The sequence below is a fragment of the Aeromonas dhakensis genome, from assembly GCF_000820305.1.
Taxonomy (GTDB): Bacteria; Pseudomonadota; Gammaproteobacteria; order Enterobacterales; family Aeromonadaceae; genus Aeromonas; species Aeromonas dhakensis.
Map to the genome: position 1 here is coordinate 25,945 of NZ_CDBH01000025.1, position 16,666 is coordinate 42,610.

At 63.4% G+C, this 16,666-nt stretch carries 17 protein-coding genes and 4 tRNA genes; 8 read left to right on the forward strand and 13 right to left on the reverse strand.

From position 1 onward, the window contains the following. The first annotated feature begins 70 nt into the window (after positions 1 to 70). Positions 71 to 658: a superinfection exclusion B family protein gene (locus tag BN1143_RS04585; RefSeq protein ID WP_005305531.1), complete on the forward strand. Its 588-nt coding sequence runs from the start codon at positions 71 to 73 to the stop codon at positions 656 to 658. A 60-nt stretch (positions 659 to 718) separates the two neighbouring features. Here BN1143_RS04585 and BN1143_RS04590 read toward each other — a convergent pair whose 3' ends face one another. From BN1143_RS04590 to BN1143_RS04605, 4 genes are all read right to left on the reverse strand, one after another. Continuing rightward, positions 719 to 1,177, reverse strand: coding sequence for a methylglyoxal synthase (locus BN1143_RS04590; protein ID WP_005305534.1), 459 nt, complete (start codon positions 1,175 to 1,177; stop codon positions 719 to 721). An 88-nt stretch (positions 1,178 to 1,265) separates the two neighbouring features. Beyond that, on the reverse strand, positions 1,266 to 3,371 hold the full coding sequence (locus tag BN1143_RS04595; protein ID WP_042049816.1) for a DUF885 domain-containing protein: 2,106 nt from the start codon (positions 3,369 to 3,371) through the stop codon (positions 1,266 to 1,268). A 202-nt stretch (positions 3,372 to 3,573) separates the two neighbouring features. Beyond that, positions 3,574 to 4,053: a bacterioferritin gene (gene bfr, locus BN1143_RS04600; protein WP_005314068.1), complete on the reverse strand. Its 480-nt coding sequence runs from the start codon at positions 4,051 to 4,053 to the stop codon at positions 3,574 to 3,576. A gap of 142 nt (positions 4,054 to 4,195) precedes the next feature. After that, entirely contained in the window at positions 4,196 to 4,402 is a 207-nt protein-coding gene (locus BN1143_RS04605; protein WP_010635984.1) for a bacterioferritin-associated ferredoxin, read from the reverse strand. A gap of 137 nt (positions 4,403 to 4,539) precedes the next feature. On the opposite strand from BN1143_RS04605, the gene BN1143_RS04610 reads away from it, so the two are divergent. Together BN1143_RS04610 and BN1143_RS04615 are read left to right on the forward strand one after the other, a co-directional pair. Further along, positions 4,540 to 4,851: an HlyU family transcriptional regulator gene (locus BN1143_RS04610; RefSeq protein ID WP_017788213.1), complete on the forward strand. Its 312-nt coding sequence runs from the start codon at positions 4,540 to 4,542 to the stop codon at positions 4,849 to 4,851. Then, entirely contained in the window at positions 4,848 to 6,914 is a 2,067-nt protein-coding gene (locus BN1143_RS04615; protein ID WP_042049817.1) for a tRNA(Met) cytidine acetyltransferase TmcA, read from the forward strand. The genes BN1143_RS04610 and BN1143_RS04615 overlap by 4 nt, the downstream gene beginning before the upstream one ends. Here BN1143_RS04615 and BN1143_RS04620 read toward each other — a convergent pair. Beyond that, positions 6,901 to 7,620, reverse strand: coding sequence for an SDR family NAD(P)-dependent oxidoreductase (locus BN1143_RS04620; RefSeq protein ID WP_042049818.1), 720 nt, complete (start codon positions 7,618 to 7,620; stop codon positions 6,901 to 6,903). The genes BN1143_RS04615 and BN1143_RS04620 overlap by 14 nt on opposite strands. 204 nt (positions 7,621 to 7,824) lie before the next feature. On the opposite strand from BN1143_RS04620, the gene BN1143_RS04625 reads away from it, so the two are divergent. Beyond that, a complete protein-coding gene (locus BN1143_RS04625) occupies positions 7,825 to 8,838 on the forward strand; it encodes a chemotaxis protein CheV (RefSeq protein WP_005305558.1) in 1,014 nt (337 codons plus the stop codon). 60 nt (positions 8,839 to 8,898) lie between these two features. Here the strand turns inward: BN1143_RS04625 and BN1143_RS04630 are convergent, their stop codons facing one another. Beyond that, positions 8,899 to 10,071, reverse strand: coding sequence for a CD0519/CD1768 family membrane protein (locus tag BN1143_RS04630; RefSeq protein ID WP_042049820.1), 1,173 nt, complete (start codon positions 10,069 to 10,071; stop codon positions 8,899 to 8,901). Between the two features lie 381 nt (positions 10,072 to 10,452). On the opposite strand from BN1143_RS04630, the gene BN1143_RS04635 reads away from it, so the two are divergent. Beyond that, a complete protein-coding gene (locus BN1143_RS04635) occupies positions 10,453 to 10,797 on the forward strand; it encodes a hypothetical protein (protein WP_082038432.1) in 345 nt (114 codons plus the stop codon). 27 nt (positions 10,798 to 10,824) lie between these two features. Here BN1143_RS04635 and BN1143_RS04640 read toward each other — a convergent pair whose 3' ends face one another. The 6 genes from BN1143_RS04640 to plsY form a co-directional block, all read right to left on the reverse strand. Next, a complete protein-coding gene (locus BN1143_RS04640; RefSeq protein WP_017766436.1) occupies positions 10,825 to 12,168 on the reverse strand; it encodes a potassium channel family protein in 1,344 nt (447 codons plus the stop codon). A 255-nt stretch (positions 12,169 to 12,423) separates the two neighbouring features. Then, positions 12,424 to 12,499, reverse strand: a tRNA-Asn gene (locus BN1143_RS04645). Between the two features lie 8 nt (positions 12,500 to 12,507). Continuing rightward, positions 12,508 to 12,583 (reverse strand) — tRNA-Phe (locus BN1143_RS04650). Positions 12,584 to 12,586: 3 nt separating this feature from the next. Continuing rightward, positions 12,587 to 12,662 (reverse strand) — tRNA-Thr (locus tag BN1143_RS04655). Between the two features lie 52 nt (positions 12,663 to 12,714). Beyond that, positions 12,715 to 12,790 (reverse strand) — tRNA-Phe (locus BN1143_RS04660). Between the two features lie 47 nt (positions 12,791 to 12,837). Continuing rightward, the gene (plsY, locus tag BN1143_RS04665; protein WP_016352149.1) at positions 12,838 to 13,500 is read right to left on the reverse strand and encodes a glycerol-3-phosphate 1-O-acyltransferase PlsY; all 663 of its coding nucleotides are present in this window, start codon (positions 13,498 to 13,500) and stop codon (positions 12,838 to 12,840) included. 176 nt (positions 13,501 to 13,676) lie between these two features. On the opposite strand from plsY, the gene folB reads away from it, so the two are divergent. From folB to BN1143_RS04680, 3 genes are all read left to right on the forward strand, one after another. Beyond that, the gene (gene folB, locus BN1143_RS04670; protein ID WP_005305573.1) at positions 13,677 to 14,048 is read left to right on the forward strand and encodes a dihydroneopterin aldolase; all 372 of its coding nucleotides are present in this window, start codon (positions 13,677 to 13,679) and stop codon (positions 14,046 to 14,048) included. A 105-nt stretch (positions 14,049 to 14,153) separates the two neighbouring features. Next, on the forward strand, positions 14,154 to 14,663 hold the full coding sequence (gene folK, locus BN1143_RS04675) for a 2-amino-4-hydroxy-6-hydroxymethyldihydropteridine diphosphokinase (RefSeq protein ID WP_042049823.1): 510 nt from the start codon (positions 14,154 to 14,156) through the stop codon (positions 14,661 to 14,663). A 121-nt stretch (positions 14,664 to 14,784) separates the two neighbouring features. Then, entirely contained in the window at positions 14,785 to 15,267 is a 483-nt protein-coding gene (locus BN1143_RS04680) for a YbaK/EbsC family protein (RefSeq protein WP_042049824.1), read from the forward strand. A 9-nt stretch (positions 15,268 to 15,276) separates the two neighbouring features. Here the strand turns inward: BN1143_RS04680 and mdtD are convergent, their stop codons facing one another. Next, positions 15,277 to 16,665 (reverse strand): multidrug transporter subunit MdtD, encoded by a 1,389-nt coding sequence (gene mdtD, locus BN1143_RS04685; RefSeq protein ID WP_005305583.1) that lies wholly within the window; start codon positions 16,663 to 16,665, stop codon positions 15,277 to 15,279. Position 16,666: the final 1 nt, after the last annotated feature.

The following is a 16,666-nucleotide window of genomic DNA, read 5'->3' on the forward strand; positions in this document are numbered from 1 at the left end:
AGCTCCTCGCCTTGGCACACCGTTTGCTATGAGATGACTACTGTCCACACTGATTTGGGAAGGGTGAACGATGAAACGGTGGATCCAACATTTCTATCAACTGAACCGCCTCAACTGGCTGATGGTCTGGCTGCTGCTCTGCTGCAGCATCATTCTGCTTTTTCCGGCCGGTTTGATGCAGGGCGCCGTCAGCCAGTGGGCCGCCACACACGCCGCCTGGCTCGGGGTCGGCATGCTGATCGCCATCTCCTACTTCTGCAGTCAGGGCTTCCTGATCGCCTGGGAGTGGGCCTGTGACGAGTGGCAGTCGCGCCGTCAGCAGGATCAGCTGGCCCAGATGATCTCCTTTCTCGACTTCAACGAGAAGGCAGTGCTGCGCGAGTTCGTGCTGCAACGCAAAAGCGTCATAAACTTGCCGATCACCGAGCCTGCCGTCAAAAACCTGATGGATGCCGGCGTACTGACCTATGCCTATGGCAAACCGGCGCGCGAGAAAGAGGACGAGAACCAGATCCGCGCCCTGATGATCGCCCTGCCGGCCCGGCCGCTGCTCACCTACAAGGTATTGGGGCTGTCGCGCGGCAAGATGAGCGACGAGCAGGTGGAGCAGATCATGAATGCCAGACCCAAGTTCGCGCAGAAAAGCTTCCAGCGCTGATCTTCGTTCCCGCCAATAAAAAGAGCCGGCCCTGTGGCCGGCTCTGTCGTTTCTGCCCCGTTACTGGGTTCTGGCCTTGAGATAACCGGCGTAGTCCGGGATCTGCACGCTGAACGCCTGGCGCATGTGGGGGCTGTCCATGATGAAATCGGCGGTCGCCTCGTTGGTGGCGACCGGGATGTTCCAGACTGCTGCAAGGCGCAGCAAGGCCTTCACGTCCGGATCGTGGGGCACCGCATTGAGGGGATCCCAGAAGAAGATCAGCACGTCGATCTTGCCCTCGGCGATCAGGGCGCCGAGCTGCTGGTCACCCCCCATGGGGCCGGAGAAGAGACAGGTGATGGGCAGCTGTGCCTGCTTGCCGAGCATGGTGCCTGTGGTACCGGTGGCGTAGAGGTGGTGGAGCTTGAGCTCCTCCTTGCGCCGCATCACCCAGTTCAGCAGAGGGGTCTTCATGTTGTCGTGAGCCACCAGCGCCACTCGCTTGTGGGGCGCCATCTCACGGGCGATCTGTTCCATGGACATCATCCGTAGCAGTGTTGTTTGAATAGAGCCGTATCCTAATCGAAAGCGGCGCCCGTTGCCTTGCCGGGCGCCGTAACTGTGATCACTTCGACTGTTCAATCCACTGCTTGTTCTTCTGCTCCAGCACCGAGATGGGCAGCATGCCGTATTCCAGTACATGGTGGTGGAACGCCTTGAGGTCAAAACCTCCGCCCAGCGCCTGCTCGGCCGACTCCCGCATCCGGATCAGCGCCAGCTGGCCCGCCTTGTAGGAGGTCGCCTGGCCGGTGTAGGCCATGTAGCGGGGCACCTCGGAGCTGATGTCCCCGTCCCCCAGCGCCGAGTTCTCCTTCATGTAGTTGGCGGCCTGGTCGTGGTTCCAGCCATACCAGTGGATGCCGGTATCCACCACCAGCCGCATCGCCCTCAGCATCTCCTCGTTGAGGCGACCGAAGTACTGTAGCTGGTTGTTGAAGGCAGACGATCCCTCGACCTTCACGTCCCCCACCGCCGGATCGTAGAGACCGCGCCCCTGATAGAGCCCCATGTCGTGATCCGCCAGGTATTCGGTGTAGAGCGCCCAGCCCTCCGCATAGGCGGTGTAGGAGGCGTTCGCCACGTACTGCGGGAAGTCGGGATCCTTGGCGGCCAGCTCCTGGGCGATGGTGATCTGGAAGTGGTGGCCTGGCGCCGCCTCGTGGGCCAGCAGGGTGCTGATGTTCCAGCTCTGCAGGCCATAGGGGTAGTAGGTGTTGAGGAAGAAGCGCCCCTTGCGGCCGGTCTGCGGGTTGCCGTCCTGATACCAGGCCACCCCGCCGTATGGCGCGTCCTTATAGGAGACGGGCACCACCTCGTAATCCAGCTTGGGAATGGTGCGCTCGGCATCGAAGAAGTCCGGCAGCACCAGCGCCGCCTTGCTCTTGAAGGCGTTGTACTCCTGCAGTGCCCGCTCGTGCTCGGCCAGCGCCTGCTGCTGCGGCCCGCTCAGGGTCGCACCGGTGGCGTTGCCGGGGTTGAGGCCGGCCGACCAGACCGCCAGCGGGTTCTGATAGAAGAAGGCCGGTTCGTTCAGGTAGCGGAAGAAGGCGTAGATCTGACCGCTCTGCTTGCTCTGGGCCACGTCGTCGCTGTCGCACTTGCCGACGGTATGGCACACCTTGACCATGGCGCCGAAGATCCGCGCCACCTCGCTCAGCCCCAGCTCATGCACCTGCTCCGGCGTCATGTCGGTGGTGGTGTGCTTCTTCAGCAGCCAGCGATACCAGTCACGCCCGTTGGTCATGCCGCAGAAACCGTCGTCGCACTCGCCGCTGCCAAGGCGCACCGCATAGGCGCCGCCGTGCTGGTAATCCAGGTAGTCACGCAGCGCCAGATAGCGGCCGTTGATGCTGTCCAGCACCCCCTTGTACTCGCTGCGCAGCGCCTCGTCCGCCTCTCCCGGCAGCTGCTGCCAGCCGAGGTAGGAACCGGCGATCGCCTCGCCCTCCAGCTTGCTGTCGAGCTGGGCCAGCAGCCGGTCCACCAGCTCGTCCGGCAGGGTGTTGCCCTGGGCGCTGCCCAGTTCGAACTGGTGCTTCACCTCGGCAAGGTAGCCGTCATAGGCCTTGAGCCAGCTGAGATGCTCCTGATACCAGGCCAGTGGTGCGGTGGCGACCCTCGCCTTGCTGGCCACAACCGGTGCCGCTGCCGGGCGATCGATGTCGCGCCGCCAGGTGGCATCCCCCGGCGCGACCCGCTCGGCCGAGCTCTGCTCGAAGTAGTCGAAGCCGGGCTCGACGGTGCGGGCAGCTTTGCCGCTGGCCGGGGAGGCCCCTACCTCATCGGCCAGGTCCACCACCCGGTTGCTGAAGTGGTGGATCGGGATCTGGGACTGTGGCAGATCGTAACCGGTCAGGTTGATCTGCAGATCCCAGCGGATCATGTCGTAGAACAACCGGTCCCGTTCGCTCAGCACGCTCGCGTCCAGGGCATCCAGCCGCTTGAGCAGGGCGCTGTCGAGGGCCTTGCGCTTGGCGATGCTGGCGGCATCGATGGCAAAACCGTAGGGGTCGAGCGCCTGGCTCTCGCGCAGGGCCTCGTCCATGGTCTGCATCAGGGAGGTCTTGGTGGCGGCGGGATCCGCCGGCGCGTTGGAGCTGTTGTCATTGCAGGCAGTAAGCGAGAGTGCGATGGCACAAGCCAGCGCCAGTTTGTTGGGCAAGAAGTGCATGGTGTAGTCCTTTAACCGTTGTTATTGTTTGCCCCCGAAAAGGGGTTCCAATAGTGCACCTCTCTTGCTCGCTTTTTTGCGACATGATTAACAAAAATAAGCTTACTTTTCATGATGATAAGCCTCATGAAAAGCTATGCAGACGGACATTAAAAAACCCGCCTAAGCGGGTTTTTTAATCGTTTTTTCATGCCATAACTATTCAGGACGAGCCGTGATGCAGCTGGGACTGCTGATAGTTCTCCAGCCCGATGCGATCGATGAGATCGAGCTGGGTCTCCAGCCAGTCCACGTGCTCCTCTTCATCTTCCAGGATATCCTGAAACAGGTCGCGGCTGATGTAGTCCTGCACCGACTCGGCATAGGCGATGGCCACCTTCAGATCCGGGATGGCATCCATCTCCAGCGACAGGTCGCAGCGCAGCATCTCCTCCACCGTCTCGCCGATGCGCAGCTTGCCCAGATCCTGCAAGTTGGGCAGCCCTTCCAGAAACAGCACCCGCTTGACCAGCTCGTCGGCGTGTTTCATCTCATCGATGGATTCGTGATACTCCTTGTGCCCGAGCGCCTTGAGGCCCCAGTCATCGTAGATGCGGGCATGCAGAAAATATTGGTTGATGGCTATCAGCTCATTGGCCAGCACCTTGTTGAGGTGGGCGATGATCTTGGGATCTCCTTTCATCGACAGTGCTCCTTGGTTCGTGCCTGAGGCTTAGATCCTTAGAGCTTAGTCCAGAAAGATGACAACAAGAGGTCTTGCGAGCCAGCTCACCTGCGGGAAGGGATTGAAAAAACGGGCCGGTTTTGCCGGCTGCGTGCCCTGCTCAGGCCACCTCGTAGTAGAGCGGCGCCTGCTCCAGCTCGGCCTTGTCGAGTTCGGCGGCGATGATCTCCATGGTCATGCGCACGCATTTGCCACACTGGGCGCCGACGTCGAGCGACTGCTTGAGCTGGCGAAACTCGGTCTTGCCTGCCTGTACCGCCTTGCGGATCTGGGAATCTGTAATGCCGCGGCACAAACAGACATACATAGTGTTTACCTCATGCTGGATTGCCATGAAATCTAAATGAGAATGGTTCGTAGTGCAAATAACGATTGGTAATAAGATCCCCCGCTTGCCAGCCATCAACCCCTTGGTGACAATGCCCTGTCACTGAGGGAAACATCATGCTCAAGAAACTGTTCACTGCCCTGTTTGGCGGCCAGCCCGCTCCGGTCGCCGAAGTCACCCCCACCGAATACGCCGGCTACCTCATCTATCCCGAGCCCATGGCCGAAGGGGGTCAGTATCGGCTGGCGGGCCGCATCACCAAGGAGCTGGACGGCGTGCTGCAGACCCACCGCTTCATCCGCTCCGATCTGTTTGCCAACCCCGCCGATGCGGAGCGCTTCATGGTGCAGAAGGCGCACACCTTCATCGACCAGATGGGGGATCGCATGTTCGAGCCCCGCAAACCGGCCGACAACGCAGCCTCATGATGCCGGCTGCACTCGACGAGCTGCGCCAGGCACTGGCCCGCGCCGGCGAACGGCGGCTGATCTGGCTGGAAGGTGATGAAGCCGATTGCATCGCCCGGGCCGAGGCGTTGCTTGGCGGCCTCTGCTACTGGCTGGGGGATGGCCCGAGCGAGCACAACCCGCAGCCGGCGGCCAAGGCGCTGCAGCGACTCGGTCAGGAGTGCGACACCCTGGTATTCAATGCGTTCAGCGGTTTTCACCCCGATGCGTTCGGGGCGCTGGCGGGCACCTTGCGGGCGGGCGGCCTGCTGCTGCTGCTGACCCCGCCGCGAGCCCAATGGCCTGCCTGGCCGGATCCGGACCGGGTTAGGCTGGTGGCACAACCGGAAGATACAGCACTGGCGGGCCACGGCTTTCTCGCCCGGCTGGTGCGGCTGCTGGCGGGCGACCCTGCCCTCGAGCTAGTCCCTCCTGCTACGCCGACCCAGTGGCAGCCGGTTGGGCCGGCGCGGCCATTGAGCTGCGATCAGGCCCGCGCCCTGCCTGCCATCCACAAGGTGTTGCACGGTCACCGCCGCCGCCCGCTGGTGTTGAGCGCGGATCGGGGCCGCGGCAAGAGCAGCCTGCTGGGGCTGGCCGCCGCCGAGCTGCTGCGCCAACAACCCGATCTGCAGATCCTGGTGACGGCCCCCTCCCAGGCCACGGTCGCCACCCTGTTTGCCCACGCGGCCCATGCCCTTGAAGACGCGCCGCAACTGCTGACTGGGCTCAGCTACTGCTCGCCGGATCGGCTGGTACACGAACCGCTGCAACCCGACCTGCTGCTGGTAGACGAAGCCGCCGCCATTCCCACCCCGCTGCTGGAGGCCATGCTGGCCCGGCACGGTCGCATCGTCTTCGCCACCACAGAGCACGGCTACGAGGGCACGGGTCGCGGTTTTCACCTGCGCTTCAAGCGGGTACTTGATCGCGAGACACCCGGCTGGCAGGAGATCCACCTGGCCGAGCCGATCCGCTGGAGCAGCCGGGATCCGCTGGAGCCGCTGGTGTTCCGACTGCTCGGCCTCAACGCCGAGGTCGAGACACCGCCAGCGCCCACCCAGCCTGGCTGGCGCCGGCTCGAGCAGGATGCATTGGCTGCCAATGAAGGGCTGCTCCATCGAGTGTTCGGCCTGCTGGTGCTGGCCCACTACCAGACCACGCCGAGCGATCTGCGCTACCTGCTGGAGAGTCCCGCCCTCGACATCCACCTGCTGGAACAGGGCCCGCATCTGCTCGGGGTGGCGCTGGTCGCCCGGGAAGGAGAGATAGATCCTGAGCTGGCCGAGGCGATCTGGGCCGGGCGCCGGCGTCCGCGCGGTCATCTGCTGCCCCAGTCGCTGCTGGCGCACGCCGGCTTCAAGACCGCAGGTGCGTGCAGCTACGCCCGGGTGATGCGCATCGCCATCCATCCGGCGCTGCATCGCAGCGGGCTGGGGTCGCTCCTGCTGGTCCACCTCGAACAGCATTATCAGGCGGCAGGGTTCGACTATCTGGGCTCGGCCTTCTCGGCCAGCGCCGATCTGCTGCCCTTCTGGCGCAAGGCCGAGCTCAGGGTGCTGCGCATCGGCCTGCAGCGGGATGCCGCCAGCGGCAGCCACGCCGCCCTGCTGCTCAAGGCGCTGCAACCGGCTCGCACCGCCGAGCTGGCCGACTGGCACCAACGCTTCGTGCGCCAGCTACCCACCCTGCTGGCGGGCGAGCTGAAAACCCTTGAATCCGAGCTGGTGTGGCAGTGCCTGCAGGATGCGGAGGCCAGCTCGAGCGGGCTCGATGAGTTTGATCAGGATGAGCTGGCCTGCTTTGCCCACCACCACAAGCCGTTCGAGCTGTGCCAACCCAGCCTGCAACGCTGGCTGGCGGGCAACCTGACACAACTGGAAAAGCTTGACCCCGCCGAGCGGCAACTGCTGATCGCCACCATCTGGCAATATGCCGACTGGGGAGCGCTGGCGGCCAGGCTGCAACTGGCGGGCAAGCCGGCGGTCATCAAGGCGCTGCGCAGCCTGCTGGCCCGGTTGTTGCCGCCCGCTACCACTCGATAGGCGTGCCTCGCCAGTCGAGGTAGCTCAGCTCGCCATCCGGCGTCAGCCGCGCCATCAGCGTCACCAGATCCGAGGCAGCCTGTTGCGGGCTGTGCAGGCTGCCGGCGGCCAGGTTGCCGTGAAATGGTCGCGAGAGCAGGGTATCCACCGTGCCCGGATGAAACGCCAGCAGCTTGACGCCGGGCGCCCGTCTGGCGAGCTCGATGGCGGCGCACTTGAGCAGCATGTTGAGGGCCGCCTTGGCGGCGCGATAGCCATACCAGCCCCCAGCGCGGTTGTCGCCGATGCTGCCGACCCGGGCACTGAGCACCGCCAGGGTGCAGGGGCTCGACCCCAGCAGGGGCAGCAGCTGGCTGATCCAGCGCAGCGGCAGCAGGGCGTTGGTCTGGTAGAGCTGGGTCATGGCCTCGAGGTTGAGCGCCTCTAACCGCTTTTCCGGCCGGATGCTTCCCTGCTGCAGCAGGCCGTTACAGATCACCAGCCAGCGCGGCCTCGGCGCCAGCTCACCGATGCGGGCCACCGCCTCTGCCAGCTGTTCATCACTGTAATCGCAGCGCAGCCAGTACAGCCTGACGCTGTCGAGCCCCACCGGTTGCGGCTGGCGACTGACGGCGATGACGGGCGCGGCGCCCGCCGCCAGCCAGTGCGCCACCAGGGCGCTCCCCAGCCCACCGCCGGCGCCGATCACCACGACACTCTCTTCCATGACTCCCCCTTGCGGCGAGTGTGATGGCCTTCTCCATCGCCCCGCGCTTTTCCTGATAGGCTGATACGCGCCTTCCAGCCTGCGGGATCAAGCGGTTATGGAGGCGATCTTGTGTGGATCCCGCCGTCAGCGGCGGATCCATTCCTATACTGAGGGAAAACCGCAGCGGGTGCTGCCAGCGCAACCAGAAGCACGAGAGTGACCATGATGGCCAAAGACGGGGAAGAGCGTAAATCCATTCTGACCGAGAGCGGCACCAACGAGCTCGAGATCATCGAATTCCACCTCAAGAAGCAGCTGCCCGATGGCCGCGAGAAAATAGCCTACTACGGCATCAACGTCGCCAAGGTGCGCGAGGTGATCCGGGTGCCGGAGACCACCGACTACCCCAACGCCCAGCGTCACATGGTGGGGGTCTTCTCCCTGCGCGAGCGGCTGATCCCGCTGGTGGATCTGGCCGGCTGGCTTGGCATCAAAACCAACCCGGACAACAGCAACAAGGTGGTCATCGTCACCGATTTCAACAAGATGGCGAACGGCTTCCTCATCGACAGCGTCAGCAGGATCCACCGGGTCTCCTGGGAGGATGTTGAGTCCCCCAGCCAGTTCCTGGAGGCGGGCGAGAATGACTGCGTGGTGGCGGTGGTCAGGCGCGACGGCAACCTCATCATGATCCTCGACTTCGAGAAGATCATCGCCGACATCAACCCCGAGCTGAGCATGGAGAAGTACGATGTGACCCAGGATCGCAAGGTCATCATCGACGATCGCATGATGGCCATGCGCCAGGCCAAAACCATCCTGGTGGTGGACGACTCCGCCTTCATCCGCAAGATGATCGAGACCACCCTGCGCACCGCGGGCTACAACGTGGTGACCGCCAAGGACGGGGGCGACGGGCTGGAGATGCTGATGGAGTTCGATCGCCTGTCGCAGGAGGAGAAGATCCCGGTGGCCGAGTTCGTCAGCGGCATCATCACCGACGTGGAGATGCCCCGCATGGACGGCATGCACCTGCTCAAGCGACTGCGCGACACCCCCGCCTTCAAGACCATCCCCATCGTCATGTTCTCGTCGCTGATGAGCGATGACAACCGCCAAAAGGCGCTGCAGCTGGGGGCCAACGACACCATCACCAAACCGGAGCTGGGCCGCATGGTCGGCATGATGGACAACTTCCTGCTCGGCATCCCCATTCCCAAACCGGGCAACCTGTGAGGCCGCCGGTCGGCCACGCAAGCAAAAGGGCGCCTCGGCGCCCTTTTGCTGCGTAATGGATCAGCCCAGCCAGAGATAGAGCTGGTGAGCCGCCACCCCGGCGCACAGGCCGCCGACGGTGTGGGCCACGATGGCGCGGGAAGTGAGATGACGATAGCCGAGCGCATCCAGCATGGCGGTGTGGGTGCTCAAAAAACCACTCCAGCACATGCCCATGGCGGTGAACACCGCCACCTCGTTGCCGGTGATCCAGCCCTTGCCGATGAAGGGGGGCACCAGCGACATGGCGGCCCCGACCGCCCCCAGCGAGGTGACCGGGAAGGCCACCAGCTCGGCGTGGGTGAAGCCGAACAGCAACTCGAACAGCCAGCCCACCTTGGCCGCCAGCACCGGCAGCAGCGCCACCCCCTGGAAGGCCTCGCCGGTATAGCCCTGCTCACCCGGGCCGAAAGTCAGCAGCATCACGAAGGTGCTTATGATGAGCACCCCGGGGATCACCGCCATCCCCAGCTCTACCCCGGACTTGCCACCGTCCAGCAGGGCGTTGAGCACCCGCAGCCAGGTAGGCGCCGCCTCCCGGCTCAGACCCGGTTTGGCCCCCACACTCGCCACCTCGTCGGCGATCGGGGTCTCCCCCACCAGCGGGCGGATCATACGCTGCATCAGGCGGGTCGACACCACGGAGCCGATGAGGGCGCCGAGCAGGCCGATCAGAGCCGCGCTGGCGGTGGACTCGCCCCCCGGCAGCTGCAGGGTGGCCATGAAGGTCACCACGATCAATCCCATGCCGAAGGCGGTGCCAAAGTTGGTGAGCGAGACCAGCTGCCAGGGGGTGAAACCCTTGCGAAAGCGGCTGTCTCTGGCGAGGCTGATCACCGCCGGGTTGTCGGAGAAGAAGGTCATCAGGGCCGCCAATGCGGTGCGGCCCGGCAGCCGGAACACCGGCTTCATCAGTGGCGCCAGCAGTACCTCCAGCAGGCGGATCACCCCGAATTCGCTGAGCAGCTGGCTGAGCGCCCCCGACAGCACGGTAATGCCCATGATGAAGAGCACGGTGTTGAGCAGCAGCTGGTGGGCGGTGTTGAACAGGGTGTTGACCAGGGCAGAGAGGCCCATCTGGCTGCCGAGGTAGCCAAACAGGCTGCCGAGGATGGCCAGCACCAATACCGGCTCCAGCCAGCGGCGAAGGGAGGCCGCCCCCTGGTGAGAATTTTTAACTGCTTGATTTTCCATACCAATCCTGAAATCTGTCGCTGTGTGGTGAGTATTGTTGTTATGACACCCATAAAGCAGGAGCCCTTGTCTTGCGACAAGGGCTCCTTGCATTGATTCTTCTGCCAGGCTCGAACTGTGCCATGCGGACTGACTGTCCACCACGCTGGCGACTGAACCGGGGAGGAGAAAACGGGTGGCCGGACGATCCTGTCCAGTCTGCCTGTCTCGCGCCAGCGCACCGGCACCACGGCCTGCCTAGCGACGAAACGGGGCGGCAGTATAGCAACTGGGGCCGGTCGGCGAAACAAGGGGACAACCGGAGCAGATTGCCGCCCAGCGCCTGCGCGGGTAAGCTTCCCCATCGGCAATCGACTCCGTCATTCACCATCCGGCAGCAACATGGGCAACACCATGAACGACCTCGTGACCTATATCAGGGCCATCCATCGCCAGGCAGGACCGGCGATACTCGTCCGCCAGCAGAGCGAACAACACAGCGAACAGGACGAGAGCGGCACCCTGACCCACCACCGGCAGACCCATTACTGGTTCGCCAACGGCGTGGTCATCTGCCACCAGCTGGAGCTGGACGAAGAGCCCTCCCCACAAGTCTGCCCGGAGTGCTGGATCAGCTATCGGGTGGTCGCCAGCTCCATCCCCATCACCCCTGCGCGCAAGCTGTTCCACAACCCCTGCCAGGAGGCCTTCTGGCTCAAGATGCAGCAGATCACGCCGGCCGGCTGACCTGCTCGACCAGTGACCGGTGCGCCGTCAATACTGCTTGGTCTTGGAGGCAAACCCCGCCAGGAACAGCCCGGTCAGGAACATGCCGCAGAAGGCCTCGATGGCCGACAGCAGCTGGAGCGGGGAGGAGGTCTGGGAGATGTCGCCATAGCCCAGGGTTACGAAAGTGACGATGCTGAAATAGAGCGAACGCCCAAGATGGTCATGGGTGACCGATCCCGGCGCCAGATAATAGGTCAGGGTCGCCAGCAGGATCACCCCCATCGACAGCAGCAGGCTGCGGATCGGCCGCTCCCCGAAGCCCCAGGTGATGAAGCTGATGAACTTGGCGGCGCATTTCAGGTAGCACAGCAGGGTGAGCCAGCCTTTCTTGAGCAAGCCGCTGCGCAGCCAGCACTCCTTGAACAGCTCCCTGGGGCTCGCCAGCGACTTCATCTCGTGCAGCTTCTCCTTGTAGTAGCACTCGCCGGCATCGACGGTATCGCCCACGCTGGAGAAGAGCCGCTTGGCGTTGCGATAGAGCTTGCTGGCCTCGCTGTGATCGACCCGGCCATTCTCGTTGTAGGCCACCTGTACCTTGTCCAGGTTGGTGTGCTCCATGGTGGCGTCGAAGTTCTTGGCCCGCACGTTGAAGTTTTTCAGCACCGCCCGGGAGGAGTGAAAGCGGATCTCCTCGCACTCTATGGTGAAGTCCTGAAACACCCCGTCCTCCAGCGCCAGCTCCCGCTTCTTGGCCCAGGCCCTGTGGTCCCACAGCAGGGAGTCGAACAGATCGAGCCCGATCACCCCGCCGTTGACCCTCACCCCCTTGGCCGAGCAGTGCCACAGATAGACCTTGGAGTTGTTGACGGCGCCATCCAGCGAGAGCTCGTCCAGGCAGGTGAAGTCGAGCAGCCGGCCGGAGATGATGGGGCTTTTGAGCTCGACGCCGCCGATGTTGAGCAGCCGGTGCCTGCCCAGCACCTGGGCCTCCCCCTTGTTGTTCTCGGAGACCGAGAGCAGGCTCTGCACCCGCTTCACCTCGTCCTTGCCATGCTTGCCGGCCAGCCACATGCAGTAGGGTTCAAAGCGCGTCTCGGCGCGGATCAGCCCGCTCTTGCGCAGGGACTCCAGCGCGCTCGAGGCTGTCTCATAGAGTCTGATCTTGTCGTCGCTCATGTAGAGGCACAGGCTCAGCACGCAGCGGGAGCTGATGAAGCGGGCGATGCCGATCTGGAAGATCACCTGCTTGTCGATCTTCTGCTCCGTCATCCAGTCGTCGAAATGGGGCAGCGACGCCACCAGCAGATCCCAGATCAGGGGGTAGTCGTTGGCTCGGCGCCACTCGTTGAACTGTTCGGGGGAAAGCTGCCAAAGCTCTGTTGCATTCATGCATGACCTCACTCAAGAAAGCGGTCCCGTTCTCCTGCGCCCACCGATGCGACAGAGGCCGCCAGGGCAAGATGGGCAGAATAGGGACTCATCACGCCATCATACTAGGCGGGCGGGGGAAGTCACTGGCGGGAACGGTACGGCAGGGGCACTGCGACAACTTGCCGCCGAGCTGGCGAGATCTTGCTCAATGGGGCACCGGATGCCGGAAAACGGGCAAAGAAAAAGCCCAGCATTGCTGCTGGGCTTTTGAATTGGCTCCTCCTGCTGGGCTCGAACCAGCGACCTGCGGATTAACAGTCCGTCGCTCTACCGACTGAGCTAAGGAGGAATTATAAGTGGTGCCCAGAGACGGAATCGAACCGCCGACACGGGGATTTTCAATCCCCTGCTCTACCGACTGAGCTATCTGGGCAAATGGTGCCGGCTACCGGAATCGAACTGGTGACCTACTGATTACAAGTCAGTTGCTCTACCTACTGAGCTAAGCCGGCACACTTTAAACCATTGTGCATGAACAAGTTTTTCTTTCACGACACCAAAATTTGGTGCCCAGAGACGGAATCGAACCGCCGACACGGGGATTTTCAATCCCCTGCTCTACCGACTGAGCTATCTGGGCGTGGGCGCTATTAAACGGATTTTAAGGCAGGTGGTCAACGGGAAATTTCACTTTTTGTCTCGTTCGTCTCTTTTTTGCTCAGGATCATCCATTTCCAGCACTTCTTCCTGCTCGGCGCGGTTCTGGCGGCCCCAGACTCTGGGCTCCTCCCCTTTCAGCAGGCGGGCGATGTTCTCGTGATGGCGGATCAGAATGAGGCAGGAGAGCAGAGAAACCGGCAGCGTGTATTCCGGCTTGAGCAGGTAAGTAAAGAGCGGGGTCAGCAACACGGTAATGATGGAGGCCAGCGACGAATAGCCGCTCACCAGCAGCACCAGCAGCCAGGTGCCGATCACCGCGCCCCCCATGGTGAAGCCGATGGGCATCATGGTGCCGAGCGCCGTGGCCACCCCCTTGCCGCCACGAAAGTGGAAGAAGATGGGGTACATGTGGCCGAGACAGGCAGCCACCCCGATGAAGCCGAGGTAGACGGGTTTGATCTGCAGATACCAGGCGAGATAGACGGGAGCCGTGCCCTTGAGCACATCGAGCAGCAGCACCACCACGGCCGCCAGCCGACCACCGAGGCGCAGCACATTGGTGGCCCCCGGGTTGTGGGAGCCGTGATCACGGGGATCCGGCAGACCCGTGATGCGGGAAACCAGCACAGCACTGGACAGCGAGCCGCCCAGGTAGGCCAGAATAATCATCAAAATCGTCAGGGCCGTCATCTTGGTCGTTTTTACCACGATATGAATGGGGTATGATGCGGGCCACATTCTCTGGCGCCTGCGTGGGGTTGCCCACCGCGTGTCGCCCAAACCGGCCGCCGGCACTCATCCGCTGGCCAGGCCTGCATCCCTGCGCTGTCATCACAGCCCATCAAGAGTAAAGAAGAAGTACTGTCATGGACAAGGTGTTTATTCGCGGACTCGAGGTTTTGACCACTATCGGTGTATACGAGTGGGAGAAAGGCATTCGCCAGAAGCTCTGTTTCGACCTCGAGATGGGGTTCGACAACCGCCCCGCCGCCGCAACCGACGATATCAATCTGGCACTGGATTACGCCACCCTCTCTCGCAAGATCTGTGATCACGTCGCCAGCAAGGTGGTGGAGCTGGTCGAAACCATGGCCGAACAGGTCGCCATGCTGGTGCTGGCCGACGAACGGGTGCACTGGGTCAAGGTCACCCTGACCAAGCCGGGCGCCGTCCCCAATGCAGCCGGTGTCGGTGTCGAGATCCTGCGTCACCGCACCCCGGCCGCGAGCGCCAACTGATGACCCGCATCTATATCAGCCTGGGCTCGAACCAGATAACAGGGAGCGCTGCATGACCTGTATCTACATCAGCCAGGGTTCCAGCCAGATGACAGGGAGCACCGCATGACTCGTGTCTATATCAGCCTGGGATCCAACATCGAGCGGGAACGCCATATCCGCGCCGGCCTCGATGCGCTGCAGGCCGAGTTTGGCGAGCTGCAGGTCTCCCGGGTGTTCGAGAGCGAGGCGGTAGGCTTCAACGGCCGCCCCTTCTACAACCTGGTGGTGGGGGCCGACACCGAGCTGCCGCTGGCGACCCTGTGTCAGCGACTGCGTGCCATGGAGTTCGCCCACGGCCGCGAGCCGGACGCCAAGAAGTTCGCCCCGCGCACCCTGGATCTCGATCTGCTGCTCTACGGCGAGCTGGTCTGCGAGACGCCGCTGGTGCTGCCGCGCGGCGAGATCCTCAGCAACGCCTTCGTGCTCTGGCCACTGGCCGAGCTGGCGCCCAAGTTCTGCCACCCCGTCGATGGCCGCACCATCGGCGAGCTGTGGGCGTGCTACGACAAGGCCTCCCAACGGCTCTGCCCCATCCCCTTTCACTGGGAAGCGGACACATTGCAGCACCACTGAACGACAAGGGCACCCACGGGTGCCCTTGTTGCTGATGGACGGAGCTGATAACGGATAAGAAACCGTGATTGGGCCTGTGCCGCGGCAAGTGGCAGGATGGCCGCCATCACAGGAGGACCCCATGCCACTCGATACCATTCACGACTTCAACTGCCGGCTGCTGGCCGAACTGCCCCATCAGCGTTTCGAGCACGAGCCCATCCTCGACTACGCCACCGATGAAAAGGTGAGAGCCCGCCTCGGCTGGCAGGCCGAGTTCAGCAAGACCCTGTTTCTCAAGTTCAAGGATGGCCGCTTCGCCTTGTTGCTGACCCACAGGGACGGCCGGCTCGACAACAAGGCGGTCAAGGCGACGCTCGGCGCCAAGCCATCCATCTGCACCGCCGACGAGATGCAGGCCGAGATCGGTTGCCTGCCGGGCGCGGTCTGCCCCTTCCTGCCCCGCGCCGACATCCCGCTGCTGGTGGATCCCGTGCTCATGACCCACCACGCCTTTACCTGGACCCCGGGCCACCCCGAGCAGACCTTCCTGCTGGAAACCGCCCACCTGGCCGGACTGCTGGCCCAGCTGCCCTGCCAGGTAAGCTACCTACCGGCCCCCTGAGCCTGCAGCTCAGCGCTTGTCCCGCGCCAGCTGGGCGAAGATCAGCGCCGCCAGCATCGACATCAGGCCGATGCAGAGGTAGGTGAGGTGAAAGCCTCCCAGCCACTGGCCATCCGCCGCCGACGAGCCGGCAGAGAAGAGCCCCAGCAGGCTGGCGGCGATGGCCACCCCCAGGCTCATGGAGAGCTGCATCACCACCGACAGCAGGCCGTTGCCGCTGCTGGCGAACTCCGGGCTGAGATCCTGCAGGGTCAGGGTGTTCATGGCGGAGAACTGCAGCGAGTTGATGGCGCCGAACACCATCAGCCAGCCCAGCAGCACCCCGTAGGGGAGCTGGTTGTCGATGAGGGAGAAGCTGGCGATCATCACCCCGAGCGCCAGGGTGTTGCCGATCAGGATGCGGCGATAGCCGATGCGCGGAATGAGCTTGTTCACCAGCGTCTTGGTCAGCATGGCCCCCAGCACGGTGGGGATCATGGTCATCCCCGCCTTGCTCGGCGAGAAGCCAAGCCCCAGTTGCAGAAACAGCGGGGTGAGAAACGGCATGGCGCCGCTGCCGAGGCGGGCGAACAGGTTGCCCCAGATGCCGATGGCGAAGGTGCTGGTCTTGAACAGTCCCAGCCCGAACAGCGGCTCCTCGGCATTGGCGGCGTAGAGCCAGTAACTCGCCATGGCGGCCAGCCCGAACAGCAGGGCAAACAGCGCCCAGCCGGTGGAGATGCTGTGCTCCCCCAGCCCCTGCAGGCCCACCGACACCAGCACCATGCCGGCGCTGAACATCACGAATCCCTGCCAGTCGAACTTGGCCGTGCTCTGGCGCAAGTCCGGCATGAAGTACCAGCTGGCGATGAAGCCGAGCAACCCCACCGGCAGGTTGATGAGAAACACCCAGTGCCAGCTCGCCACTTCCACCAGCCAGCCACCCAGTGCCGGGCCGATGAGCGGCCCTACCAGGCCGGGGATGGTGACGAACGACATCACCCGCAGCAGCTCGTGCTTGCTGTAGACCCGCAGTACCGCCAGCCTGCCGACCGGCATCAGCAGGGCGCCACCGATCCCCTGCAGCACCCGGGCGGCCACCAGCACCGGCAGGGAGTTGGCGGCGGCGCAAGCCAGAGAGCCCAGGGTAAACAGCAGGATGGCGGCCAGATAGATGCGGCGGGTACCGAATCGGTCCGCCAGCCAGCCGGAAGCGGGAATGAGCAGCGCCACCGTCAGCATGTAGGCGATGATCACCGACTGCATCTGCAGCGGGCTCTCGCCCAGGGTCTCGGCCATGCTGGGCAGGGCGGTGTTGAGGATGGTGCCATCCAGCGTCTGCATGAAGAAACCGACCGCCGTGAGCGGCGGCAGCCATTTGCGCTGGGCAGGGGTCACCATGTGTGTGCTATCGGGCATC

What these genes read in the sequence shown, in the direction of transcription:
- BN1143_RS04585 (WP_005305531.1), top strand. Translation starts at nt 71, where the DNA reads ATGAAACGGTGGATCCAACATTTCTATCAACTGAACCGCCTCAACTGG.
- BN1143_RS04590 (WP_005305534.1), bottom strand. Translation starts at nt 1,177, where the DNA reads ATGGAACAGATCGCCCGTGAGATGGCGCCCCACAAGCGAGTGGCGCTG.
- BN1143_RS04595 (WP_042049816.1), bottom strand. Translation starts at nt 3,371, where the DNA reads ATGCACTTCTTGCCCAACAAACTGGCGCTGGCTTGTGCCATCGCACTC.
- bfr (WP_005314068.1), bottom strand. Translation starts at nt 4,053, where the DNA reads ATGAAAGGAGATCCCAAGATCATCGCCCACCTCAACAAGGTGCTGGCC.
- BN1143_RS04605 (WP_010635984.1), bottom strand. Translation starts at nt 4,402, where the DNA reads ATGTATGTCTGTTTGTGCCGCGGCATTACAGATTCCCAGATCCGCAAG.
- BN1143_RS04610 (WP_017788213.1), top strand. Translation starts at nt 4,540, where the DNA reads ATGCTCAAGAAACTGTTCACTGCCCTGTTTGGCGGCCAGCCCGCTCCG.
- BN1143_RS04615 (WP_042049817.1), top strand. Translation starts at nt 4,848, where the DNA reads ATGATGCCGGCTGCACTCGACGAGCTGCGCCAGGCACTGGCCCGCGCC.
- BN1143_RS04620 (WP_042049818.1), bottom strand. Translation starts at nt 7,620, where the DNA reads ATGGAAGAGAGTGTCGTGGTGATCGGCGCCGGCGGTGGGCTGGGGAGC.
- BN1143_RS04625 (WP_005305558.1), top strand. Translation starts at nt 7,825, where the DNA reads ATGATGGCCAAAGACGGGGAAGAGCGTAAATCCATTCTGACCGAGAGC.
- BN1143_RS04630 (WP_042049820.1), bottom strand. Translation starts at nt 10,071, where the DNA reads ATGGAAAATCAAGCAGTTAAAAATTCTCACCAGGGGGCGGCCTCCCTT.
- BN1143_RS04635 (WP_082038432.1), top strand. Translation starts at nt 10,453, where the DNA reads ATGGGCAACACCATGAACGACCTCGTGACCTATATCAGGGCCATCCAT.
- BN1143_RS04640 (WP_017766436.1), bottom strand. Translation starts at nt 12,168, where the DNA reads ATGAATGCAACAGAGCTTTGGCAGCTTTCCCCCGAACAGTTCAACGAG.
- plsY (WP_016352149.1), bottom strand. Translation starts at nt 13,500, where the DNA reads ATGACGGCCCTGACGATTTTGATGATTATTCTGGCCTACCTGGGCGGC.
- folB (WP_005305573.1), top strand. Translation starts at nt 13,677, where the DNA reads ATGGACAAGGTGTTTATTCGCGGACTCGAGGTTTTGACCACTATCGGT.
- folK (WP_042049823.1), top strand. Translation starts at nt 14,154, where the DNA reads ATGACTCGTGTCTATATCAGCCTGGGATCCAACATCGAGCGGGAACGC.
- BN1143_RS04680 (WP_042049824.1), top strand. Translation starts at nt 14,785, where the DNA reads ATGCCACTCGATACCATTCACGACTTCAACTGCCGGCTGCTGGCCGAA.
- mdtD (WP_005305583.1), bottom strand. Translation starts at nt 16,665, where the DNA reads ATGCCCGATAGCACACACATGGTGACCCCTGCCCAGCGCAAATGGCTG.